The sequence below is a fragment of the Psychrosphaera sp. HA2-10 genome, assembly GCF_055693745.1.
Genome location: NZ_CM146341.1, coordinates 319155 through 341982, shown reverse-complemented (window position 1 = coordinate 341982; position 22828 = coordinate 319155). Strand labels below are relative to the sequence as shown.

Annotated in this window: 20 protein-coding genes; 15 read left to right on the top strand and 5 right to left on the bottom strand. The window is 38.9% G+C overall.

Annotated elements, in window-relative coordinates:
* Window positions 1-258 precede the first annotated feature (258 nt).
* The 8 genes from ACZ1GV_RS01710 (at window position 259) to ACZ1GV_RS01675 (ending at window position 7163) form a co-directional block, all read left to right on the top strand.
* Window positions 259-1464 (top strand): aspartate aminotransferase family protein, encoded by a 1206-nt coding sequence (locus tag ACZ1GV_RS01710; protein WP_472674971.1) that lies wholly within the window; start codon window positions 259-261, stop codon window positions 1462-1464.
* Window positions 1465-1530: 66 nt separating this feature from the next.
* A complete protein-coding gene (astA, locus tag ACZ1GV_RS01705; protein WP_472675854.1) occupies window positions 1531-2556 on the top strand; it encodes an arginine N-succinyltransferase in 1026 nt (341 codons plus the stop codon).
* Window positions 2557-2565: 9 nt separating this feature from the next.
* On the top strand, window positions 2566-4059 hold the full coding sequence (gene astD, locus ACZ1GV_RS01700) for a succinylglutamate-semialdehyde dehydrogenase (protein WP_472674970.1): 1494 nt from the start codon (window positions 2566-2568) through the stop codon (window positions 4057-4059).
* Window positions 4060-4140: 81 nt separating this feature from the next.
* Window positions 4141-4947, top strand: a complete 807-nt coding sequence (locus ACZ1GV_RS01695) for a 2-oxoadipate dioxygenase/decarboxylase family protein (RefSeq protein WP_472674969.1) — start codon at window positions 4141-4143, stop codon at window positions 4945-4947.
* A gap of 34 nt (window positions 4948-4981) precedes the next feature.
* Window positions 4982-5332, top strand: a complete 351-nt coding sequence (locus tag ACZ1GV_RS01690) for a DUF3802 family protein (RefSeq protein ID WP_472674968.1) — start codon at window positions 4982-4984, stop codon at window positions 5330-5332.
* Window positions 5333-5343: 11 nt separating this feature from the next.
* Window positions 5344-5748, top strand: coding sequence for an OsmC family protein (locus ACZ1GV_RS01685; RefSeq protein ID WP_472674967.1), 405 nt, complete (start codon window positions 5344-5346; stop codon window positions 5746-5748).
* 145 nt (window positions 5749-5893) lie between these two features.
* Complete coding sequence (gene speD / locus ACZ1GV_RS01680) at window positions 5894-6688, top strand: adenosylmethionine decarboxylase (RefSeq protein WP_472674966.1); 795 nt, start codon at window positions 5894-5896, stop codon at window positions 6686-6688.
* Between the two features lie 61 nt (window positions 6689-6749).
* Window positions 6750-7163, top strand: coding sequence for an acyl-CoA thioesterase (locus tag ACZ1GV_RS01675; RefSeq protein WP_210560286.1), 414 nt, complete (start codon window positions 6750-6752; stop codon window positions 7161-7163).
* Here ACZ1GV_RS01675 and ACZ1GV_RS01670 read toward each other — a convergent pair.
* From ACZ1GV_RS01670 to ACZ1GV_RS01650, 5 genes are all read right to left on the bottom strand, one after another.
* Window positions 7152-9398, bottom strand: a complete 2247-nt coding sequence (locus tag ACZ1GV_RS01670; protein WP_472674965.1) for a putative bifunctional diguanylate cyclase/phosphodiesterase — start codon at window positions 9396-9398, stop codon at window positions 7152-7154. The two genes, ACZ1GV_RS01675 and ACZ1GV_RS01670, sit on opposite strands and share 12 nt — an antisense overlap.
* Before the next feature lie 69 nt (window positions 9399-9467).
* Window positions 9468-9881, bottom strand: a complete 414-nt coding sequence (locus tag ACZ1GV_RS01665) for a hypothetical protein (protein WP_472674964.1) — start codon at window positions 9879-9881, stop codon at window positions 9468-9470.
* Window positions 9882-9883: 2 nt separating this feature from the next.
* A complete protein-coding gene (locus ACZ1GV_RS01660; RefSeq protein WP_472675853.1) occupies window positions 9884-11038 on the bottom strand; it encodes an MFS transporter in 1155 nt (384 codons plus the stop codon).
* A 132-nt stretch (window positions 11039-11170) separates the two neighbouring features.
* The gene (locus ACZ1GV_RS01655) at window positions 11171-12094 is read right to left on the bottom strand and encodes a manganese-dependent inorganic pyrophosphatase (protein WP_472674963.1); all 924 of its coding nucleotides are present in this window, start codon (window positions 12092-12094) and stop codon (window positions 11171-11173) included.
* 182 nt (window positions 12095-12276) lie between these two features.
* Window positions 12277-13257 (bottom strand): class 1 fructose-bisphosphatase, encoded by a 981-nt coding sequence (locus tag ACZ1GV_RS01650; RefSeq protein ID WP_210560290.1) that lies wholly within the window; start codon window positions 13255-13257, stop codon window positions 12277-12279.
* A gap of 297 nt (window positions 13258-13554) precedes the next feature.
* Here ACZ1GV_RS01650 and ACZ1GV_RS01645 point away from each other — a divergent pair, with 297 nt between their 5' ends.
* The 7 genes from ACZ1GV_RS01645 (at window position 13555) to ACZ1GV_RS01615 (ending at window position 22762) form a co-directional block, all read left to right on the top strand.
* Window positions 13555-15951 carry a zinc-dependent metalloprotease gene (locus ACZ1GV_RS01645; RefSeq protein WP_472674962.1) on the top strand — a complete coding sequence of 799 codons (2397 nt, stop codon included), beginning with the start codon at window positions 13555-13557 and terminating at the stop codon, window positions 15949-15951.
* 16 nt (window positions 15952-15967) lie between these two features.
* Complete coding sequence (gene mpl, locus ACZ1GV_RS01640; protein WP_472674961.1) at window positions 15968-17353, top strand: UDP-N-acetylmuramate:L-alanyl-gamma-D-glutamyl-meso-diaminopimelate ligase; 1386 nt, start codon at window positions 15968-15970, stop codon at window positions 17351-17353.
* 8 nt (window positions 17354-17361) lie between these two features.
* Window positions 17362-18009 (top strand): flavin prenyltransferase UbiX, encoded by a 648-nt coding sequence (locus ACZ1GV_RS01635; RefSeq protein ID WP_472674960.1) that lies wholly within the window; start codon window positions 17362-17364, stop codon window positions 18007-18009.
* 27 nt (window positions 18010-18036) lie between these two features.
* Window positions 18037-18972 carry an ABC transporter ATP-binding protein gene (locus tag ACZ1GV_RS01630; RefSeq protein ID WP_472674959.1) on the top strand — a complete coding sequence of 312 codons (936 nt, stop codon included), beginning with the start codon at window positions 18037-18039 and terminating at the stop codon, window positions 18970-18972.
* Window positions 18972-19739 carry an ABC transporter permease gene (locus tag ACZ1GV_RS01625; RefSeq protein WP_472674958.1) on the top strand — a complete coding sequence of 256 codons (768 nt, stop codon included), beginning with the start codon at window positions 18972-18974 and terminating at the stop codon, window positions 19737-19739. The genes ACZ1GV_RS01630 and ACZ1GV_RS01625 overlap by 1 nt, the downstream gene beginning before the upstream one ends.
* Window positions 19740-19915: 176 nt before the next feature.
* The gene (locus tag ACZ1GV_RS01620) at window positions 19916-21535 is read left to right on the top strand and encodes a methyl-accepting chemotaxis protein (RefSeq protein WP_472674957.1); all 1620 of its coding nucleotides are present in this window, start codon (window positions 19916-19918) and stop codon (window positions 21533-21535) included.
* Window positions 21536-21658: 123 nt separating this feature from the next.
* Window positions 21659-22762: a phosphoribosylaminoimidazolesuccinocarboxamide synthase gene (locus ACZ1GV_RS01615; RefSeq protein ID WP_472674956.1), complete on the top strand. Its 1104-nt coding sequence runs from the start codon at window positions 21659-21661 to the stop codon at window positions 22760-22762.
* The last annotated feature ends 66 nt before the right edge of the window (window positions 22763-22828 follow it).

Sequence of the window (22828 nt, the reverse complement as noted above, 5' to 3'; positions counted from 1 at the left end):
ATAATTAGACAATTTATAGTTAATGTCTAATTTTAAAAGCGTGCAGATAGGCACAATAATTCCCCATAAAAAATCGCACTAAATAAATATTCACTAATTATTCATAACTTGGCTATCCAGCCCGAATAGCAACTGCTCAGATGTTTGAAATGGAGACATTTGCGTCTAAATCTGCAATAATTGGCGGGTATTTACTTTTAAAATCCTGTTTTGAAATTCTTCGATTTGTCGAGATAGGTTTAACACAAGGAAACAAAAATGACTGTAACACGCGCTTTATTTGATGACGTAATGGTACCTAACTATTCTCCTGCGGCTGTGATTCCTGTTAGAGGACAAGGCTCTCGCGTTTGGGACCAAAACGATAAAGAATACATCGATTTTGCCGGAGGCATTGCGGTCAACTGCCTTGGTCATTGTCACCCAGCTTTAGTTGGTGCATTAAAAGAGCAAGGCGAAAAAATTTGGCACCTTAGTAACGTAATGACAAATGAACCAGCATTACGTTTAGCAAAAAAACTAACTGATGCTACTTTTGCTGAAAAAGTCTACTTTGCTAACTCAGGCGCAGAAGCAAACGAAGCGGCGCTAAAACTAGCACGCCGTTGGGCTATTGATGTTCATGGTGAGCACAAAACACAAATCATCTCATTCAAAAAAGGTTTCCACGGTCGTACGTTCTTTACGGTAACTGTTGGTGGTCAACCTGCATACTCAGACGGTTTTGGACCTAAACCAGGCGATATCGTTCATGCTGAATACAACAACTTAGAAAGCCTAAAAGAAATTATTTCAGATAAAACTTGTGCGGTAATGCTAGAGCCTATTCAAGGTGAAGGCGGAATTATCCCACCGACAAAAGAATTTATTGAAGGCGTTCGTCAGCTTTGTGATGATAACAATGCCTTGTTAATATTTGATGAAGTTCAATCTGGCGCTGGTCGCACAGGTGAGTTATATGCATATATGGGTCTTGGCGTAACTCCAGACATCCTAGCTTCAGCGAAAGGCCTTGGTGGTGGTTTCCCTATCGGTGCAATGCTAACAACTACAGAGTTAGCTAAACATCTTAAGATTGGTACTCACGGTTCTACTTATGGCGGTAACCCATTAGCTTGTGCTGTTGCAGAAGCTGCATTAGATACTATTAATACTCCAGAGGTATTAAATGGTGTTAAAGAACGTGAAGCTATCTTCAAAGCGAAACTTGAAGAAATTAATAACAAATATAACGTGTTTAAAGATATTCGTGGCCAAGGCATGTTAGTCGGCGCTGAACTGACTGATGCTTTTGAAGGTCGCGCAAAAGAGTTTGTAAACGCAGCTTTAGAGCACGGCACTATGATTTTAGTTGCAGGCGCAAACGTAATTCGCTTTACACCTTCTTTAGTTGTTCCTTTAGAAGACATTGATCAAGGCATGGCTCAGTTTGAAAAAGCCGTTGCAAGCATCGTAAACGCTTAATTTAGCGCTCGTTAAGTTTAAATAGCCAATTGATTATTGGCTATTTTTATAAAGGAAGAAGATGTGATGTTTGTAATTCGTCCAATCCAAGAAAAAGACTTTCCTGAACTTTTGAAAATTGCAGAAGAATCAGGACATGGTTTTACGTCGTTACCTGTTAATGATGAGCTAATTGCCAAGAAAATCCAGCGTGCTGAAACGTCATTTAAGTCAAAAGTGTCTGACAAAAAAGAAGAACATGGCTTTCTTTTTGTTATGGAAGACGTAGCGTCTGGAAAGATTATGGGCACCAGTGGCATAGAGTCATATGTAGGACTTGATGATGCCTTTTACCATTATCATTTAGGCAAGGTTGTTCATAATAGTCGACAGCTCAATATTTATAACACAGCTGATATATTAACCTTGTGTAATGACTATACGGGTGCGAGTGAGTTATGCACATTATTCTTAAGAGAAGAGTTCCGTAAAGGCTGCACAGGTCGTATTTTAAGTAAGTTTAGGTTCTTATTTTTAGCTCAACACCAAGAGCGCTTTTCCAATACCGTTATCGCAGAAATGCGCGGTGTTTCTGATGAAAATGGCGACTCACCATTTTGGAAATGGTTAGAAGAACACTTTTTCTCAATGGACTTCCCAACGGCTGACTACCTTACGGGTATAGGTCAAAAAGTATTTATTGCTGAACTCATGCCTAAATACCCAGTTTATGTAAATCTTTTGTCAAAAGAAGCACAAGCAGTGATTGGTAAAGTTCATAAGAACACTGAGCCGGCATTAAAGTTACTTAAATCTGAAGGCTTTACTTATAAGCAGTACGTAGACATTTTTGATGGCGGCCCTACTGTAGAAGCGGATATATCTCAAATCCATACTGTTCAAAACAGCGATTTATTTACCGTGAACATTGTAGAAAAGCTTGAATCCGACAAAAACGTCATCATTGCTAACTTATCTGTTGAAGAGTTTAGAGCAACTGGACTAAAAACCACGTTAGATCATGAAAATATGACGGTTCTATTAACTTCGGATTATGCTGATTTATTAAATGTGAAAGCCGGCGATCAAGTACGCGCTGCCCTTTTAAAATAGGATTATTTTATGTCAAATAGTGAAAACAAATATATTAATGGCCAATTTATAAACGGCGAATGGGTTGCTGGCGAAGGACACCTAATTGGTTCTCTTAACCCTGCAACTGACGAATTGTTATGGGAGTCGTTAACCGCAACTGAAGAGCAAGTAGACCAAGCTGTTAAGGCTGCACGAGCCGCATTTTTACCATGGGCAGACAAAACCGTAGAAGAACGTTTAACTATTATCAAACGTTTTGCTGAATTACTTGGTGAATATAAAGAGCCAGTTGCACTTGCAATTGCAAAAGAAACGGGCAAGCCGTTATGGGAAACTCGCACTGAAGTTGGCGCCATGATTGGTAAAATCGCTATCTCTGAAAAAGCGTACAACGAACGTACTGGTACAACAGAAAACCCAATGCCTCAAGGTCGCGCTATGTTGCGTCACCGTCCACATGGTGTTGTTGCAGTTTACGGACCTTACAACTTCCCAGGTCATTTACCAAATGGTCATATTGTTCCTGCCTTAATTGCCGGTAACACGGTGATCTTTAAGCCAAGCGAACTAACACCAATGGTTGCTCAAATTACTGTTGAGTTATGGCAAAAAGCTGGCTTACCAGCAGGCGTGTTGAATTTAGTTCAAGGCGAAGTAGAGACTGGCAAAGCGTTAGCAAACCATCCACAAATTGATGGCTTATTCTTCACGGGTAGCTCTGGTACAGGCCATTTGTTGCATAAGCAATTTGCTGCACAACCAGGCAAAATTTTAGCGTTGGAAATGGGCGGTAATAACCCACTAATTATCCAAGACGCAAAAAATACCGATGCCGTTGTTCATGACATTATTCAGTCAGCATTTATATCTTCAGGTCAACGTTGTACATGTGCAAGAAAGTTACTTCTACCTAAAGGTGCTGAAGGTGACGTAGTGCTTGCTAAGTTAATTGAAGCAACAAACTCAATTGTTGTTGGCGACTCTTTAGATGAAGCTTCTGAGCAACCATTTATGGGCTCTATGATTTCTGACAAAGCAGCGCTTGGCATGGTTGCAGCACAACAACAGCTAGTTGAATTAGGCGGTAAAGTTCTTGTTGAACTTACTCACTTAAAAGAAGATACCGGTTTTGTATCGCCAGGTATTATCGACTGTACTGATATTACAGACTTCCCAGATGATGAACATTTTGGTCCGTTATTAAAAGTTTTCCGTTTTGATGATTTTGATCAAGCAATTGAAATCGCAAATAATACAAACTACGGCTTATCAGCTGGTCTACTAAGTGATGATCAAGAACTGTACAACAAGTTCTTAAGTCGAATTAGAGCAGGTATTGTTAACTGGAATCGACCAATTACAGGAGCAAGCAGTGCAGCTCCATTTGGTGGTATTGGTCAATCTGGTAACCACAGAGCAAGTGCATATTATGCCGCTGATTATTGTGCATACCCTGTTGCATCGGTTGAGCTTGAACAAGTCACCATGCCAGAAACCTTAAGCCCTGGCCTAAGTATTTAAAATAAAGAAGCGGCTTAGCCGCTTTTTTTAAACAACAAATTTGTTTTATCAACATCAAGTAGAAAGATTCAAGGAATTGTCATGCATACAAATGTAAACGCTCTTTTTGATAACATGTGGGAAAAATATCTAACCGTTACTCCTTCAGCAAAACAAATCCACGCTTTATTGGGTGAAGGGAATGGCAAAGACGTTATCAATGATCATATTGCATTACGCACATTTAATTTAGAAAAAGTGAGCTTAGATAAACTCGCGCAACACTTTTTATCACTTGGTTACAAAGACGGCGGTGACTATGATTTTGAGGCGAAGAAATTAAAAGCGAAACACTTCGAACACGCAGATCCAACTTTGCCAAAAGTGTTTATTAGTGAGCTATTAGTAGAAGAGTTTTCTGAGAATACTCAGCGTATTATTAAGGACTTGGTTGACCAGATTGATGAGTCTTCTGTGACTGCAGATAACTTCTTATACTCAGGTACGCAATGGAAAGTTAGTTCTAATGACTACAAAGTGTTATTAGAAGAAAGTGAGTATGCGGCTTGGATGGCAGCTTGGGGATATATTCCGAACCACTTTACCGTAAGTGTAAATCAATTAACAAAATTTGAAACTCTTGAGCAAGTAAACCAAAAGCTTAAAGATGCAGGTTTTGTTTTAAATGCATCTGGTGGCGAAATAAAAGGTTCTGCGGAAGTATTATTAGAACAGTCTTCAACTATGGCTGATAAAGCTACAGTTTCTTTTATCGATGGTGATGAGTTAGTGCCAAGTTGTTTTTATGAGTTCGCAAAGCGTTACGAAGTAAAACCTGGCGAGCTTTATTCAGGATTTGTTGCAGCTTCTGCTGATAAGATCTTTGAAAGTACTAACGTAAAAGGTTAAATTTATGCTTTGAGTTGTAAAAAAGGAAATTTTTATGGTCACAGACAAAACCGCTTATGTAGAACTAATGAATTATCTTACTAGTAGTATAGATATTTTTGTTCAATCGGAGAGTGAGACTCTTTCTGATATTACATTAGAAGTATTGGTTGAAAATGAAATTTCCACTCAAATTATAAACCTTTGTAGCCAGCATGACGACCTAGAAACTAACCACAGGTCGATTATTGTTCGTGAAGTAGACGGCATAGTTTATGACATGCAGCAGGTGCTGGCTGACTACTGGGATAAACCAGTAAATCAAACACAGATAGAATTCATTACCGAATTCACGTCTCTTATTAAAAATGTATTCGACAGCGCTATCGCTGACCTACTCGATTAATGGAATTAGCAATGAAAGCAAATGTATCATGGCGTGAAGGTATGGCCTTTGAAGGTCAAACGGAGTCAGGACACAAAATAGTGTTAGACGGCAGCAACCCTGGCAGTGGTCCAAGTCCGATGGAAATGGTGCTATTGTCAGCGGCAACTTGTAGCGCGATTGATGTTGTGTCTATTCTTGAAAAAGCACGTCAAACTTTCAAAAATGTTGAAGTTGAAGTCGATGCTGAACGAGCGGAAACCGTTCCTAAGGTATTCACTAAAATTCACCTTAAATTTATTGTGACCGGTACTGCGGTTGCCGAAAGCCATGTAGAACGAGCAGTTCGTTTATCTGCTGATAAATATTGCTCAGTTGCGAAAATGCTTGAGGCTAGCGTCACTATTTCTCATAACTATGAAATAAAAGAACTTTAAGCCGTTTAACTAAATAATATTAACATTATCTATGTTGATAACTTTATTATTCACTTCTATAGTTGGAAAAATAATTTTGTGAATGGGCCGTATTGATTTATCATCCGCCCTTTCATTAATCTATTTTGTTTTGAGGAATTGTTAGTTGCAATCTAAACTTAAACTTCACGGTTTTAACAACTTAACAAAGAGCTTAGGCTTTTGTATTTATGACGTCTGTTATGCCCAAACCGAGGCTCAACGCCAAGAGTATATCGAATATATTGATGAGCAATACAATGCTGACCGTTTGACAGATATTCTCACTGAAGTGTGTGACATCATAGGTGCAAATATCTTAAATGTTGCTCGTCAAGATTATGATCCTCAAGGCGCTTCCGTCACTATCTTAGTGAGTGAAGAAGAAATTAAATCTCCAGATGAAGTAGACCAAAGTGAAACGCCAGGGCCTATTCCAGAGAGTGTCGTAAGTCACTTAGATAAGAGCCATATTTGTGTCCATACTTATCCTGAAGTTCACCCTCACGATGGTATTTGTACCTTTAGAGCTGACATAGAAGTATCAACTTGTGGCGTTATCTCTCCACTTAAAGCCTTGAACTATCTAATTCATGCGTTAGAGTCAGACATTGTTACTTTAGACTACCGTGTGCGCGGTTTTACCCGTGATACGGAAGGCAACAAACACTATATTGATCATGAAATAAATTCTATTCAAAACTTTATTGGTGATGATATTCTTGACCAATACAACATGATCGACGTAAATGTTTACCAAGAGAATATGTTCCACACCAAAATGATGATCAACAATAACGACTTAAACAACTATCTATTTGGTTTAAGCACAGATGATTTGAGTGAAGAAGAACAACAAGAAATTCGTGATAAATTACAACGAGAGATGCAAGAGATCTTCTACGGTCGTAATATATATTAATCTACAGTTCACAACATAAAACGGCTTAAGTGCCGTTTTTTTTTGAGCCTAAGGAAGTTAAATGTTTGCTATAAAAATCCAACCCAGATTTCAAGAGACGGACGCACTAGCACATATCAATAACACTGTGATACCCGTTTGGTTTGAAAGTGCACGTCCTGGTATATTTAAAATTTTTAATCCAACGCAAGACTTAGATAATTGGAATTTAATTATTGCCAAAATTGAGGTTAATTACGTAGCACAGATTCACTACAAACATGAAGTCGAGATACGGACTCATGTCAGTAAAATAGGTCGTTCTTCATTAAATATTTTGCAAGAAGTGTGGCAACAAGGGTCGCGAGTCGCTTGGGGTGAGTGTGTAATGGTCAAGTTTGACTATAAGACCAACACATCGTCAGCTATCACAGACAACGAACGAGACCAATTAACTGAACATTTAGTAGATAAAGATGAGTTGTTAAAAAGCTAATAAATTGTTTTTATGCCACTGTACGTAGTCTTCAAATTGCAGTGGCTTAGAAAAATAATAGCCTTGTAGAATATCAACATCTCTTCCTTTTAACACAGCGACTTGTTTTTCATCTTCAACACCCTCAGCAACTACTCGCATTTCTAAGTTTTTAGCAAGACTGATGATGGTTTCAACTATGCTCAAACCAGAACTGTCTAATAGTCGATCGACAAATGATTTATCTATCTTGAGCTCTTGGACAGGATAAGCATGTAGATTTGATAAGTTTGAATAACCAGTGCCAAAATCGTCAATTGAAAATGTAAAACCAGTTCCAGCGATGTCATTCATCTGTTGAACCGTTTTCGAAATATCATGAGAAAGCATACTTTCAGTAATTTCAAGGGTTATACGGCTCGCATCCACATTGTATTTATTAATTGTACTCATTAACAAACGTTTGAAGTTTGTCGACTTGAATTGTGAGTGACTGATATTTATTGAAATCTTAAAGTCTTTCGGAAGAACAGCTTCAACTTCTAAAGTTTTAATCAGCTGGCAAATATCTTCAAGAACGATATCTTGTAGGCTTTGTATCAGGCCAAATTGTTCTGCTACAGAAATAAACTCATTTGGTGGAATCATACCTTTGTCAGGGTGAAGCCACCTTATAAGCGCCTCGGCGCCGCATAACTTGCCATAACGGTCGACTTGAGGTTGAAAAAAAGCACAAAATTGACGATTTTCGATAGCCGACACGATTTCAGATTCGAAGGTTAGCTGTCTATCTAGGAGCGTTTGTTTTTGAGGATCATAATAGCTATAGCTATTACCCCCTTGCCGTTTTGAGTTATACATCGCGGTATCTGCAAATTTCATAATATTTTGCGCGCTTGTCGTGCCATCGATAACGCAAATGCCAATACTACAAGATACTTGAAAGACTAGTTCTTCAATTTCAAACTTAGTCGTAAATGCCTCTTGAACTTTTTTTGCGACAATTGATATTTCCAACTGTGCTTGTTCAAGTGTTTTTCCGACATTCTCGACCAATATAACAAACTCGTCACCACCAATACGGGCTAAAATGTCGCTTTTTCGTAACGCAGAACGTAAACGCTCTGATACATCTTTAAGCAACTTATCTCCTGCTGAGTGCCCTAACGAGTCGTTAATACGCTTAAATTCATCTAAGTCTAAAAACAAAATAGCCCCAAACTCTTGCGACATCGCTTTGCTATCAACCGTAAGCTCTAAACGTTCATTGAACATTCTACGATTAGGTAGCTGAGTCAGAGGATCAAAATAAGCTAACTGCTTTACTTTCTTTTGTGTCTTTTTTGCTTCAGTTACGTCTCTAGCCATCCAAAGCACATGTTTCGCTTTCTCTGACTCATCGGTATTATAATGGATAGGGGTTATACGGCCTTCAAATATAGCTATTCCAGAATCGCCTTGAATGGAGTATTCATATTCTTGGGTTTTGTCTGTGGCTAATGCAGCACCTATGACTGACATTATTTTTTCCGCGTCTGCTGGCGGAAAAATATCATTTACATTTTGGTTAATAATCTCAGTAGCGGAGATATAAACTAAGTTATCTGGCGAGCCGTGAACATCTTCGTACAAACCAGTTTCGTCAATGATCAAAGCTAAGTCTGGCATTACTTTGGTGAATGCTCGAAATTTTTCATTACTCTTTTTTAACGCTTCAATTTTTAGTTCGTTATCTCGAGCCGTATTTATAGCGATTAATATCGCAGACGTAAAATGACTAAAAAACTTCAAAAACTCTACTTGCCTTCGATTAATAGCTAGTTCCTGAGTGGAAAATAGGACCATAAGCCCAAGCAACGTATTATCGTCATCAATAATCGGCACGCCGACAGTATGCAATATGTTGGAAGAAGAATTTAACTCAGATTCGCTGTGCGTCTGTATACTAGACTCAAGCTCGAAGGAACGATATTTCAAGTCGAAAAAGGCTGGCGCTTCAGGCTTATACCCAAAATAAGACAGCGGAACTTCATCAATATCATTTAAGCTTTCGATTTTATTACTTGGAGCGGCGATAAAGTAAAAGTTTTCACCTATTTTCTCAAATATTGCACACTGTGCATTTGAAATAGAAATAGTATTCTCTAAATCTAGACACACTTGATCCAATGCATCGTGATTAGCTTGACCACTTGCAATTGACGATAGTGTGTTTGCCTTTTCAAATAGCAGTTTGTTCAGTTGTTCTATATTCACGAGCTAACCGCTGTCCCGCTCCCTGTAATCGTTATCTGATTGTAAGTAACTGAAAGCTTGTGTCAATGCTTAAAAATGAGCACTGTCTATTTGTTCGCTTGTACCTATTTCTAGAGCTAAAGTTCGTTCTTCTTCTGTTAGAATCCCTACACATGGCGTTCTACGACGATATTTTCGCATCTGTGGCGAGTCTTCTAACATGCCCTTAATAAAATCATCCGAATTGCCAATTATTTCTAAAAGACTTTGCCATGTCAGGTATTCGCCATATTTCATTCGACCTTCATCACGGCGTTTATTCATCGTTTCTAATATTTTAATTTCATATTGATGATCACCTTGCTGATGACACGCAACTAACTTTTTAGCAATGGCTTGATGAATGATTAGAACTTGCTGGTCGACTAACGCTTCACGTAAACCACCCTTCTTAACCATATAGTTTTTGTTTCGTCTGGAGCCTAAGCCTTGTCGTTTAAACATTTTTACTTTGCATTTATGTCGAGTGTTTTTGGACTTGCGCTAAATCTAAATGGTTTATCCTCACTCGGTTGATCTGGAATCAACTGGCTTATAATAAGGCTACAGATTGCAAAAGACGCTCCAATCATAAACACTAAAGTACTTGAATATAACCATACTAAACCTAACATCACGGGTATTATTACTGCCGCAATATGGTTAATTGTAAAGCTAACAGAGGCTGTTGCGGCTATGTCCTTTTGATCAGCAATTTTTTGAAAGTAGGTTTTTATGGCAATGGCCAACGCGAAAAACATGTGATCAATGACATACAAGGCTGCGGCAATTTCTGCGGTTTCGACTAATGCATAGCCGACAAATACAAATATAAGTCCAATATATTCAAAGGTTAACGCTCGACGTTCGCCGATTTTTCCAACCCACTGCCCTATTTTACTGGCAAATAACAAGTTAAATATGTAGTTGACGCCAAACAGCAAACTAATTTCACCAACACTGTAACCAAACTTTTCAACCATCATAAAGCCGGCAAAGACCATAAAGATTTGTCGTCGAGCGCCGCTTAGAAAAGTTAACGCGTAGTAAAGCATGTAGTTCTTTTTAAGCACTATTTTTTTAGTTTGCACATGAGGTTGTTCGTACATAGGAAAGCCAAAAAATAGCAATAATGCCACCGCAAAACCAACACCACCTGCTATTAAGTAAGTAGTTTTGTAGGTTACCTCAAGCCATTCCATTAACACCCAAATGCCGCCAAAAGCCAGTAATGATGCAAATGATTTCATTGCTAAGGCTTGTCCTAAAAAATGTGCGGACTCTTTTTTATCGACCCATTGTAAAGTGAGACTCTGCTGCGTTGTTTCGTAATAATGAAAGCCGATAGACATTATAAAGGTCGTCACATACAAGCCGTACTCAGTAGGGAAATAACCGGTAAATGCGACGCCTATACTCAATACAGCTATTGAATATATTGCAAAGCGTTGCTCTTTAATAAAAAGCAAAATATAAATAGCCGTGAACGCTAAAAATCCAGGGATCTCTCGGATTGACTGCAACATACCAATTTCGGCACCGGTAAAAGCCGCTTTTTCAATGACGAAGTTATTGAGCAAGGTAGCCCAAACCGCAAAAACAAACGGTAAAATAAAGGCCATAGCTAGTAAAAACACCTTAGGGCTCAAACGCGTCACATCTACACTCCAAATTATTTGTTTTATTAAACAAAAAAGCCGCGATAACAATCACGGCTTAATGTTTTAAGTAAGACCAAATCTTACACTAGGAAACTAAGCAACAAAGCTATCTTGTAATGGCGGCACTACCTGTTTTTTGCGGCTTAGAACGCCGTCAATCCAAACACGATTGTTAACCAAAGTTACATCAAATGCTTTTTCTATTACGCTTGGTTCGTCTGAAACGACTAAAAGTTCTGAACCTTCTTTCATAATATCTGTTAGCAATAAAATTACGGAATGACGATTACCTTCCTCTTTTAATGCTTGAAGGTCAGCATGCAAGTCATCTTTCATTTCATCTAGCATGGCAAGGTCAATCACTTCTAGCTGACCAATACCAACCAACTGTCCTTTCATATTAAAGTCTTTAAAATCACGAAGCACAAGGTCACGTGCAGGCGTACCTTCTACGTCAGATTTTACTTTAAACATTTCCATGCCTAAATCCATGTAATCTTCAACACCTGCAATTTCCGCTAATGCTTCAACACACTTTATATCTGCAGTTGTACACGTTGGCGATTTAAACAAAACAGTATCACTTAAAATAGCCATCATCATTGCGCCAGCTATATCTTTAGGGATAGCGATGCCTTCAAAGTCATACATCATTTTAATGATAGTATTTGTACAACCAACCGGACGAATCCAACACTCTAACGGTGTAGATGTGGTGATGTCGCCAAGTTTGTGGTGATCAATAATCCCTAAGATAGTCGCATCGTCGATGTCGTCTGGGCCTTGTACACGATCTGAGTGATCAACAATATAAAGACTTTCTCCAGCATAGCTTAATTTAAGCTCAGGTTGCTCAAAGCCAAAACGATTTAAAATGAACATAGTTTCAGGTGACAATTCACCCAAACGTGCAGGCACAGTTTCTTGACCAAGTTCAGTTTTTAAATAAGACAACGCGATGGCAGAACAAATAGAGTCTGAATCTGGAACCTTATGGCCCACTACATAATTTGGCATATCACACCTTTGATAAATTAATTTGGCTACGTACCTAGGCACGTTTATAAATAGTAAAAATGATGGCGTGAATTATAACCAAATCAATTAAAAATTCGAGCAACAAATATCGATAATAAACAAATGAATAGTACTAGGAGATGGTGCGCCATATTCAATGATGAATATGGCGCTGATATTACTTATTGATTGTGGTAATCAAGACAGATTTTAACTTCTTGTTTGGAGCCTAAAATAACCGGTACTCGTTGATGAAGTTCCGTAGGCTGAATATCCAAAATGTTCTGCTCACCTGTTGAAATAAGGCCACCAGCCTGTTCAACTAATAAACCCATAGGGTTTGCTTCGTATAATAAGCGTAATTTGTTTGGCTTGTCAGGATTGTCAGTATGGCGAGGGTAAGTAAATATACCTCCACGACATAAAATTCGATGTACGTCACCAACCATGCAAGCGATCCAGCGCATATTAAAGTTTTTGCCTCGAATACCAGCCTTGCCATCAAGGATGTCACGAATATAACGCTGCATTGGGATATCCCATTTATGCTGATTAGAACTGTTTATGGCAAACTCTTGCGTTTCTTCTGGTATTGCAATGTCCTCGCGTGTTTTCAAAAACGAGCCATGGGTTTTATCTAACGTATAAAAATGTACACCTTTGCCAGTAGTCAGCGCTAAAATTGTAGATGGGCCATACATAACATAACCGGCAGCAACCTGATTACGTCCCGGCTGTAAAAAGTCTTGTTCGGTAATTGGCGCTCCATCTAACTTATCTTCTGGTACCGGAAGAATTGAAAATATCGTACCTGTTAAGCTATTTACATCTATATTAGAACTGCCGTCTAACGGATCAAATGCTACTAAAAACCGACCACCATGCTGACCTTCAACAATGTAATCTTCCTCTTCTGACGCGATCGCCCTTACAAAACCAGACTCTAATAACATATCTTTGAGAAGTTGATTAGACAATATATCTAGTTTTTTCTGTGTTTCACCTTGAATGTTTTCATTTAAGGTAGAGCCTAATACACCAGACAAATCCGCTTGACCTACTCGAAAAGAGATATCTTTACACGCCGCTAATATGGTTCTAATTAAAGAAATCAGGTCTAGTTCAACGCCTTCTTTTCGTAACTCAGGAGCTAGTCTTTTCATTGTATTTAAAGCCTTTTATGGATTTTATCAGTTAACAAGCGGAACTTATCAACAATTAAGTCAATATCGTGCTTGGACAAAATCAATAAATCCAAGCGTAACTTTTAGATGGCGCTATTCTAACCATTTTTTTAAGTGAGTTGCAGTTTTTTGGGATTATTTTATGAAAACTTTCAATCGCACTTTCAGAATGATTTTCAGTTGTGAGTTATTGGTTCACATAATTCATAAACTACGGCACACTTAAACGTAAATTTTGCCAACCTTCTAAAAACTATAAGAGTTTAAGGATGACCAATGAGAATGAGTCGCTACCTACTTAGTATAATCGCTTTATTTGCTTTTTTTATGACAAGCGTGACATTTGCTGAGATTAAGTCCGTTAAGGATTTCACATCCGGTATGTTGAAAGTTGAAGGATACTTTACATTTTTCTACGATAAAAAAAACGACAAAATTTATTTACAAATTGAAGAGCAAAAAGAACCATTCCTTTTTCAAAGTAGCTTGCCTCATGGCTTAGGCTCAAACGATATTGGTCTTGACCGAGGCCAACTTGGTGACACACGAATAGTGCAGTTCGAAAGTTACGGCAATAAGGTTTTACTAACGCAACTTAATACAGATTACCGAGCAAATAGTGATAACCGCGCAGAGCAAAAAAGTGTTGAAGAGGCCTTTGCAAAGTCTGTTATTTTTGGATTTGAAATAATAGCCAAAGACAGAGGCACGTCTCTCATCGACTATACGCCATTCTTATTAAGTGATATTCACGGCGTTGCGCGTACACTAAAAGCACAAAAGCAAGGCAATTACTCGGTTGTTAAAAACCGCAGCGCTGTAAATTTTGCTCGAAGTAAGTCATTTCCTAAAAATACAGAACTAGAGTCCATTGTTTCATTTAGTGGGAGCTCACCAGGCCAGTACGTTCGTCAAGTTGCTCCTGATGCGCATAATATAACCGTCCATATGCATCATTCTTTGGTTAAACTACCAGACGACAACTACCAAGCACGTGCATTTCATCCGTTCAGTGGTTATTGGAGCATTAGCCATAAAGATTATGCAGCGTCTTTAGATGAAAGCATGGATGTAAAAGTTATCCCACGCCATCGACTTAATGACAAAGAACCTATTGTTTATTACCTTGATCCTGGAACACCTGAACCAGTTCGCTCGGCTTTACTCGAAGGCGCGAGATGGTGGACAGAAGCATTTGACGCAGCCGGCTTTAAAAACGGTTTCCAGGTTAAAATGTTACCCGAACGAGCTGATCCAATGGATGTCCGCTACAACACCATTCAGTGGGTACATAGAGCAACTCGTGGTTGGAGTTATGGCGCATCTGTCATAGATCCTAGAACTGGCGAAATAATAAAGGGACACGTTACGCTGGGCTCATTGCGCGTTAGACATGATTATCTGCTAGCACAAGGCTTAACTGGACCATTTAAGAATTCTGTAGATAACGATACCAGTAACATAAAAGACATGGCCTTAGCTCGAATTCGTCAACTTGCTGCTCATGAAATTGGTCACACGCTCGGAATTGCCCATAACTTTGCCGCGTCAGCAAACAATAGAGCCTCGGTAATGGACTACCCGCATCCTTACATAAAGATTGAAGATGATAAAATAGATTTGTCTGATGCCTATTCCGAAGGCATTGGCGAATGGGACAAATATGTTATTAAGTACGGTTATCAGCAGTTTTCATCCAAAGAAGAAGAAACCACAGCGCTTAGTGACTTAATTTCAAAAACAAGAGCGCAAGGTTTACTTTATATGTCTGACTCGGATGCTCGACCGTTAAGTGGCGCGCACCCTACTGGACACTTATGGGACAACGGAAATAATCCGGCAGCTGAACTAGACAGAGTTTTAAAAATACGCAAGCTCGCGCTGGCAAAATTTGGTTTAGATAACTTAGCTCCTAACCAACCAATATCGGATCTTGAAGAAATATTAATGCCTATTTATTACTTCCATCGTTATCAAACAACAGCTGCAGTGAAGTTAATTGGTGGGCTTGAATATAATTATGCGATTAAAGAGCCAAATAGTGTTTCCAATGTAAATCCGGTAAGTGCTGAGCAACAATCTCAAGCCTTAGCGTCGTTACTGAAGACTCTACATGCTAAAACTCTGACATTGCCAACCTCTATTATTGATGTCATTCCGCCTAAAGCATACGGCAGTTATCGTAATAGAGAGAGTGGTCCAAATAAAACTGGGCTAGCATTTGATCCCGTAACTCTAGCTGCGGCCAGTGCGAACCACACCTTGTCTGGGCTACTGCACCCTGCTCGTCTTACACGAATTGCACAACAAGCAAATTTAAATAGCAAACACTCAACTGTAGGTGAGTACCTACAAACTATCATTAGCGCTACAGTCAAAAGCGAAGCGTCGATAGGTCTAGAGTCTGCCGTCCAACAGAGAATTGGCGCACTAACAATTGAAACCTTAGTGTCTACGCTTAACTCAGATAAAACCCCAATTGAAGTGAAAGCAGACTTATTTAATGAATTGTCACAACTAAACAGTTGGTTAAAACAAGCATCGCTCGATATGAGCTCTGGCCAACGAGGCTATTACCGTTTGTTAAGCCACCATTTGTCCTGGTATTTTGAACACAGAAAGTGGCTACCATTAGTAGATACCAGTAAACTGCCTCCTGGCTCTCCAATTTAACGAACAGATTATATTTATGCATATACATATTCTAGGCATTTGTGGCACATTCATGGGCGGTATTGCAGCTATTGCTAAACAGCTGGGTCATGACGTAACGGGCTCAGACTTAAATGTCTATCCACCTATGTCTACTCAGCTAGAACAGTTAGGTATCACTTTGACAACGGGTTGGGATGAACAACAGTTTAAGCCAGAGCCGGATCTCGTTATTATCGGTAATGCCATGTCGCGAGGTAATCCCGCTGTAGAATATGTATTAGCTCGTAACTTGCCTTATACCTCTGGACCAGAATGGTTGAAACGAGAAGTCCTCCAACATCGATGGGTAGTTGCAGCCTCTGGTACTCATGGGAAAACTACTACCGCCGGTATGGTTGCATGGTTGTTAGAGTCTTGTGGTATGAACCCAGGTTATTTGATTGGTGGAGTGCCTGGAAATTTTGAAGTGTCAGCACGCTTAGGCGACAGTCCATTTTTTGTTATTGAAGCTGACGAATACGACACGGCCTTTTTTGACAAGCGCAGTAAGTTTGTTCATTACCTACCTAAAACACTTATTATCAATAATTTAGAGTTTGACCACGCTGACATATTTAAAGACATTGATGCCATAAAAACTCAGTTTCATCATCTAGTGCGCATTTTACCGAATAATGGTTTATTGATTTCTAATCCCGACGAAACACACATTGAGTCTGCACTAGAATTAGGATGTTGGAGCCCTCGCGAAACCATTAGCACTTCAGGTTTGTCCACCAACAGTGACTCCGATTGGCAAGTTTCGATAAAGTCGAATGCGCTAGATTTATATGACGGTAGTAGGTTCGAGGTATACCTTAAAAACGAATTAATTGGGACGGTTGAATGGCAGCTAACTGGTATACATAATGTTCACAACGGTCTCGCCGCGCTTGCTGCTGCTAGGCACTGTGGTATGGATATTAGCACCTGCATCAAGGCTTTAAGCTCGTTTACCAATGCTAAGCGCCGTATGGAAGTGGTGATGCAACACAATAACATAACCCTGTATGACGATTTCGCTCATCACCCTACTGCAATTAAAACAACACTTGCCGGGCTTCGAGCCAAAGTTGGTAATCAACGCATTATTGCCATACTAGAGCCAAGATCTAACACCATGAAAATGGGTGTGCACAACCATACTCTAGCATCCTCTTGGCAGAATGCTGATGAAGTATTGATATTTAATAGTGACAGCACTTGGCAGCTAGATCTGTCGTTAAACCATACACCAACCAAAATCTTCAGTAGTATTGATGCTATTATTGAGCGTGTGGTTGAACTAATTAAACCCAATGACCATATAGTGGTGATGAGTAACGGCGGTTTTGGTGGTATTCACCAACAATTAAAACAAGTGATAACGCAAAAGGGTTAATTTTTTCCATGTCTCAAAATAATGCTGAATCCTATATGGATAATTCTTTCAAACGACGAATTACCATTGCTATGACAGGTGCGTCCGGCGCGCCCTACGCAATGGAGCTTATTCAGCAATTAATCAATCAAGATATTAAAGTGTTTTTACTGTTATCGTCCGCAGCAAAGGTCGTTTTAAAGACCGAAATGGAACTCGATATTCCAGGCAGCCCTAGTCAAGCAACAGAATGGTGTAAAAACTATTTTTCCGCTAAGCAACATCAAATTGAAGTATTAGGCAAGGAGCAATGGTTTAGTCCTCCTGCATCTGGTTCAGCGGCTCCTAAACAAATGGTAGTATTACCTTGTTCAACCGGCACACTATCGGCTATCGCAACAGGTAGCTCAGATAACCTAATTGAACGTGCTGCTGATGTTGTAATTAAAGAACGTGGACAGCTTATATTGGTACCAAGAGAAACTCCTTTTTCCTCTATTCATTTAGAAAACATGCTTAAACTTTCAAATCTAGGTGTCACTATTATGCCTGCGGCTCCTGGCTTTTATCATCACCCTAAAAGTATTGATGATCTTGTACAGTTTATGGTTGCTAGAGTGTTAGATCACTTACAAATAGAACAAACATTGGTGCCTCGTTGGGGCTATACTCATTAATCGACAATATTGAGAATAATTACGTCTATGTACGCATTAGAAATTAAAGATTTAAAAAAGACTTATCACTCGAAAAATAGAACCGTTGAAGCGTTAAAGGGCATTACACTAAATGTTCAAGAAGGTGATTTTTTTGCACTGCTTGGACCAAACGGAGCAGGTAAATCAACGACTATTGGCGTTATCAGTTCGTTAGTAAATAAATCGTCCGGAATGGTTAAAGTTTTTGGTCATGATATTGATTCAGAACTTGAACTCGCAAAATCTCATATTGGCTTAGTACCGCAAGAGTTTAATTTTAATCAGTTTGAAACGGTTTTACAGATTGTTGTTAACCAAGCTGGTTATTATGGCGTAGAGCGAAAAACCGCCCTTACACGTGCTGAGAAATATTTGAAGCAAACTGATCTATGGGAAAAACGTGACTCTCAAGCTCGCACACTGTCTGGCGGAATGAAGCGACGTCTAATGATAGCTCGCGCGCTAATGCACGAACCTAAGCTCTTAATATTAGATGAGCCGACCGCTGGCGTGGATATTGAAATTCGCCGTAGTATGTGGGAAGCCTTACAAAAGTTAAACGATGAAGGCATAACTATTATTCTAACCACACATTATCTGGAAGAAGCGGAAATGTTGTGTCGTAATATCGCCATTATTGATAAAGGCGTTATTGGTGAAAATACATCAATGAAAAACTTACTCGCCAAACTCAATGTGGAGACCTTTGTATTAGATACGTCTGAGTTTAATGACGCGCCAACGATTGAAGGCTTTACTTCAAAAACAAAAGACAACCACACCATCGAAGTTGATGTCATGAAAGGGCAAGGCTTAAATAGTGTATTTACGCAACTGACAGAACAAGGCATTCAAGTATTAAGTATGAGAAACAAAGCCAATCGTTTAGAAGAGCTATTTGTAAGACTCGTGGAAGATGGTAAAAAAGGAGCGAACGCATAATGGGCAGTTATTCAGTTGCATTAAAGGCAATTTTAATAAAAGAGTGCACTCGATTTTTACGTATTTGGGTTCAAACTTTAGTGCCACCGGCCATTACTATGACCCTTTACTTTGTTATTTTCGGTAACTTAATCGGGTCTAGAATTGGCGAAATGGGTGGGTATGATTACATGTCTTTCATTGTCCCGGGCCTCATTATGATGTCGGTGATAACCAATTCGTATTCCAATGTAGCTAGTTCATTTTTTAGTGCTAAATTTCAGCGCAATATCGAAGAAATGCTTGTAGCTCCGGTGCCTAACTTCGTTATTGTATTGGGCTTTATTGGCGGCGGAATGCTACGCGGTTTGCTCGTTGGCTTAATCGTTACCTGCGTGTCCTTATTATTTGTAGATATTCAAATTCACAGCATCCCGATTCTAATTATTACCGTATTAATGACGTCTATGGTGTTTTCATTGGCTGGATTAATCAATGCAATATTCGCAAATTCCTTTGATGACATTTCAATTATTCCAACCTTTATTTTAACACCGCTTACTTATTTAGGCGGCGTATTTTATAGCTTAAGTTTACTACCAGATGTTTGGCAAACCGTTTCCAAAGCGAATCCTATCGTTTATATGGTTAACGCTTTTAGGTACGGCTTTTTAGGCGTGTCTGATGTCAATTTATCTGTTGCTATAAGTATGATTGTTATTTTTGTAATTATATTTTTTAGTGTCGCAATGACGTTGATAAACAAAGGCATTGGTATACGAAGTTAGATATTTATTTGCGGTTTGCCTTGTTAGATCAAATTCTTTGTCTAAACTTAAGTCGTTACAAGCAGTTATGGTCAAATTATAACCATAGAAACATTATTCAGCTCTTTAATGCTAAAGGGCTGGCGGCTTAAGCCGATATATTTAATGCTTTCGATAAATCTATAGGTAGATTAAGTGTGAATAAATTCCAAAATCTCAGTGTTTTCATAAAGATCAATGTCATTACCTTGATCGCGCTAATCGCTCTGATCGTCGTTATTGTTTTAAATGCGCTCGCTAGCCAAGAAAATAATAAAAATATTGACGATCTAAAGGACCGTCGTTATCAAATAGCAAAAATTTCTACGGCTAACTCATTTATCATCAACAGAATTGATGAGTTTTATAGCCAAGCTGTCTCCTTTGGTGACGAAGAGCTAATTAGTAAAGCAGACGCCGAATATGAAATATTAAAAAAGAACATTGAAAGCATACTTAAACTAGATAAAGCTAATCGTTCTAAATTAGAACAATTCGAGCAAACGCTAGAAAAATACAACATTACAGCAAAAGAAATCGTGACCACGTTCTTAAGTGGCGATGCAGATTTTTCTGTTATACAGCAAAAGTCTTCTGAAAAAGCAGAGTTATTTAAACAACTAAACGATAATCTTGAACAATACAAATCTCAGTCAGATCGTGAGTACGTTGAACTAGCTGAAAACGCAAAAGCACGCTCTGAAAACACCATAATGCAAAGTATTATTGTATCGGTTGTGCTTGTTGTTTTAATCGTCATTCTAGGTGTATTTATTGGTAGAGTTATTCGCCAAGCAGCGTCCGATGCGGCTGATACCCTTGGTGAGCTTGCTAAGGGCGACGGTGATTTAAATTCAACACTAAATGTCACAAGCGAAGATGAAATTGGTCAAATGTCGAAAAACTTCAATGGTTTTATGGAGGTTTTACGTGCGGCCATTAGTGATGTTATGGCGGTTGTTCAACCTCTGCTTGATAACTCAACACGATTAATCCAACGGATGGAAGTTGCTGAGTCTGCAATGCATAAGCAAAGCGAAGACTCAGAAATGGTTAAACAGTCCATGGAAGAGATGAATCAAAGCGTAAATGAAATATCTAACTCTGCAAACGAAGCGGCGGTTGCTACAGAAAACGCAGAGAAAGAAGCTAACCAAAGCTTAGACATTCTTAACCAGTCTATGGCTGTTTCTCAAGCATTGAACAGTGAAATAAAGGGCGCATCTTCAGTTATCCATAAATTGGCTCAAGATACTCAAAACGTAAATCAAATTCTTGACGTTATTACTTCAATCGCTGAACAGACTAACCTGTTGGCATTGAATGCTGCAATTGAAGCGGCACGTGCTGGCGAACAAGGCCGTGGTTTCGCGGTTGTTGCTGACGAAGTTCGAGAGCTTGCATCTAGAACATCAAAATCAACTACTGAAATCCGAGAACTATTAAATGCCCTAACAGAAGCTGCGACAGCTTCGGTTGACTCAATGGAAAGTGCTAGCGCCCAAGCGGAGCGTAATGAAGAATATGCAGCTCAAACGGGTGAGTCTGTTAACAAAATAGCGGGGCATATCAACACGATTAATGGCCTTAATACTCAAATTGCTACGGCAACTGAAGAACAAACGTCTGTTGCTAATACTGTAATGATGAATGTTAACGATATGAACAAGTCAATTGGAAGTTCATTAGAGGCACTTGATGGCATACGTGATGTCTCGAAAAGCCTACATACATTATCTGATGACTTACTTGAGGCCGCTTCTAAATTTAAACTTTAAGCGAAACCAAGATAAATACATGAAAAAGGTCGATTATCGGCCTTTTTTATTTTCTATTTCTTGACGCATTTTGCTAGACTTTAAAGCCAAATTTGCTTCCTCACCTAAATGGAAACTATTCCAATGAATTTGGCTCAATCAGTATTAGCGGTAAACGATGATCTTCCTATAAAAACCAATCTTCCTGTCCATAGTGGAAAAGTTCGCTCTGTCTACTGGCTTACGGCCGAAGATAGTAGCCGATTAATTAGAGATAAAGGTTACGACGTAGCCGAAGACACGCCATTAGCTATTATGGTAATAAGTGATCGTATTTCTGCCTTTGACTGTGTATGGCATGGAGAAAACGGACTAAATGGTGTTCCTGGTAAGGGAGCTGCTCTAAATGCTATTTCTAATCATTGGTTTAAATTATTTAAAGAGAAAGGTTTAGCTGACAGCCACATTTTAGATATCCCACATCCATTTGTTTGGATTGTACAAAAAGCTAAACCAGTAATGATTGAAGCAATTGCTCGCCAATACATAACCGGATCAATGTGGCGCAGCTACGAAAAAGGTGAACGAGAGTTTTGTGGCATCACACTACCTGAAGGCCTGACCAAAGACCAAAAGTTAGATCAAATTTTAATAACACCATCGACCAAAGGCATTCTTAAAGGTATTCCAAACGTACCGGAGGCGGATGATGCAAATATTAGTAATGCAGATATAGTTAACAATTACTCGTCTTTTAATTTTAAAAGTATTGAAGATGTGTCTTTATATCAAACGCTTTTAAAAGATGGTTTTTCATTGATTACTAATGAGCTTGCTAAAATTGGACAAATGTTTATCGATACGAAGTTTGAATTCGGTTACGTAAAAGACTCACAGCAACAAGAAAAGCTTATATATATGGATGAGGTAGGCACGCCGGATTCATCTCGTATTTGGGATGGAGAGGCATATCGCAATGGCAAGGTCGTCGAAAACTCGAAAGAAGGCTTTCGTCAGGTATTGCTAAATTATTTCCCTGATCCAGACATCCTTTTAAACAAAAATAGAATGGACGAACGTAACGCACTCGCGAGGAATAACTCACTACCTACAAGTGTACTAATGGACGTTTCAACAACTTACCTAAATATTGCAGAAAAAATTACTGGAACAAAGCTGGTATTAAGCAATAACCCTAAACAAGAAATCATAGATATACTTCGCGAAGATTACGACCTCATTGTATAGAGGCTGCTTAGGTACATTATCCAAACTACATAAAGGCATGTTTTAATTAATAATAAAATTTAAATC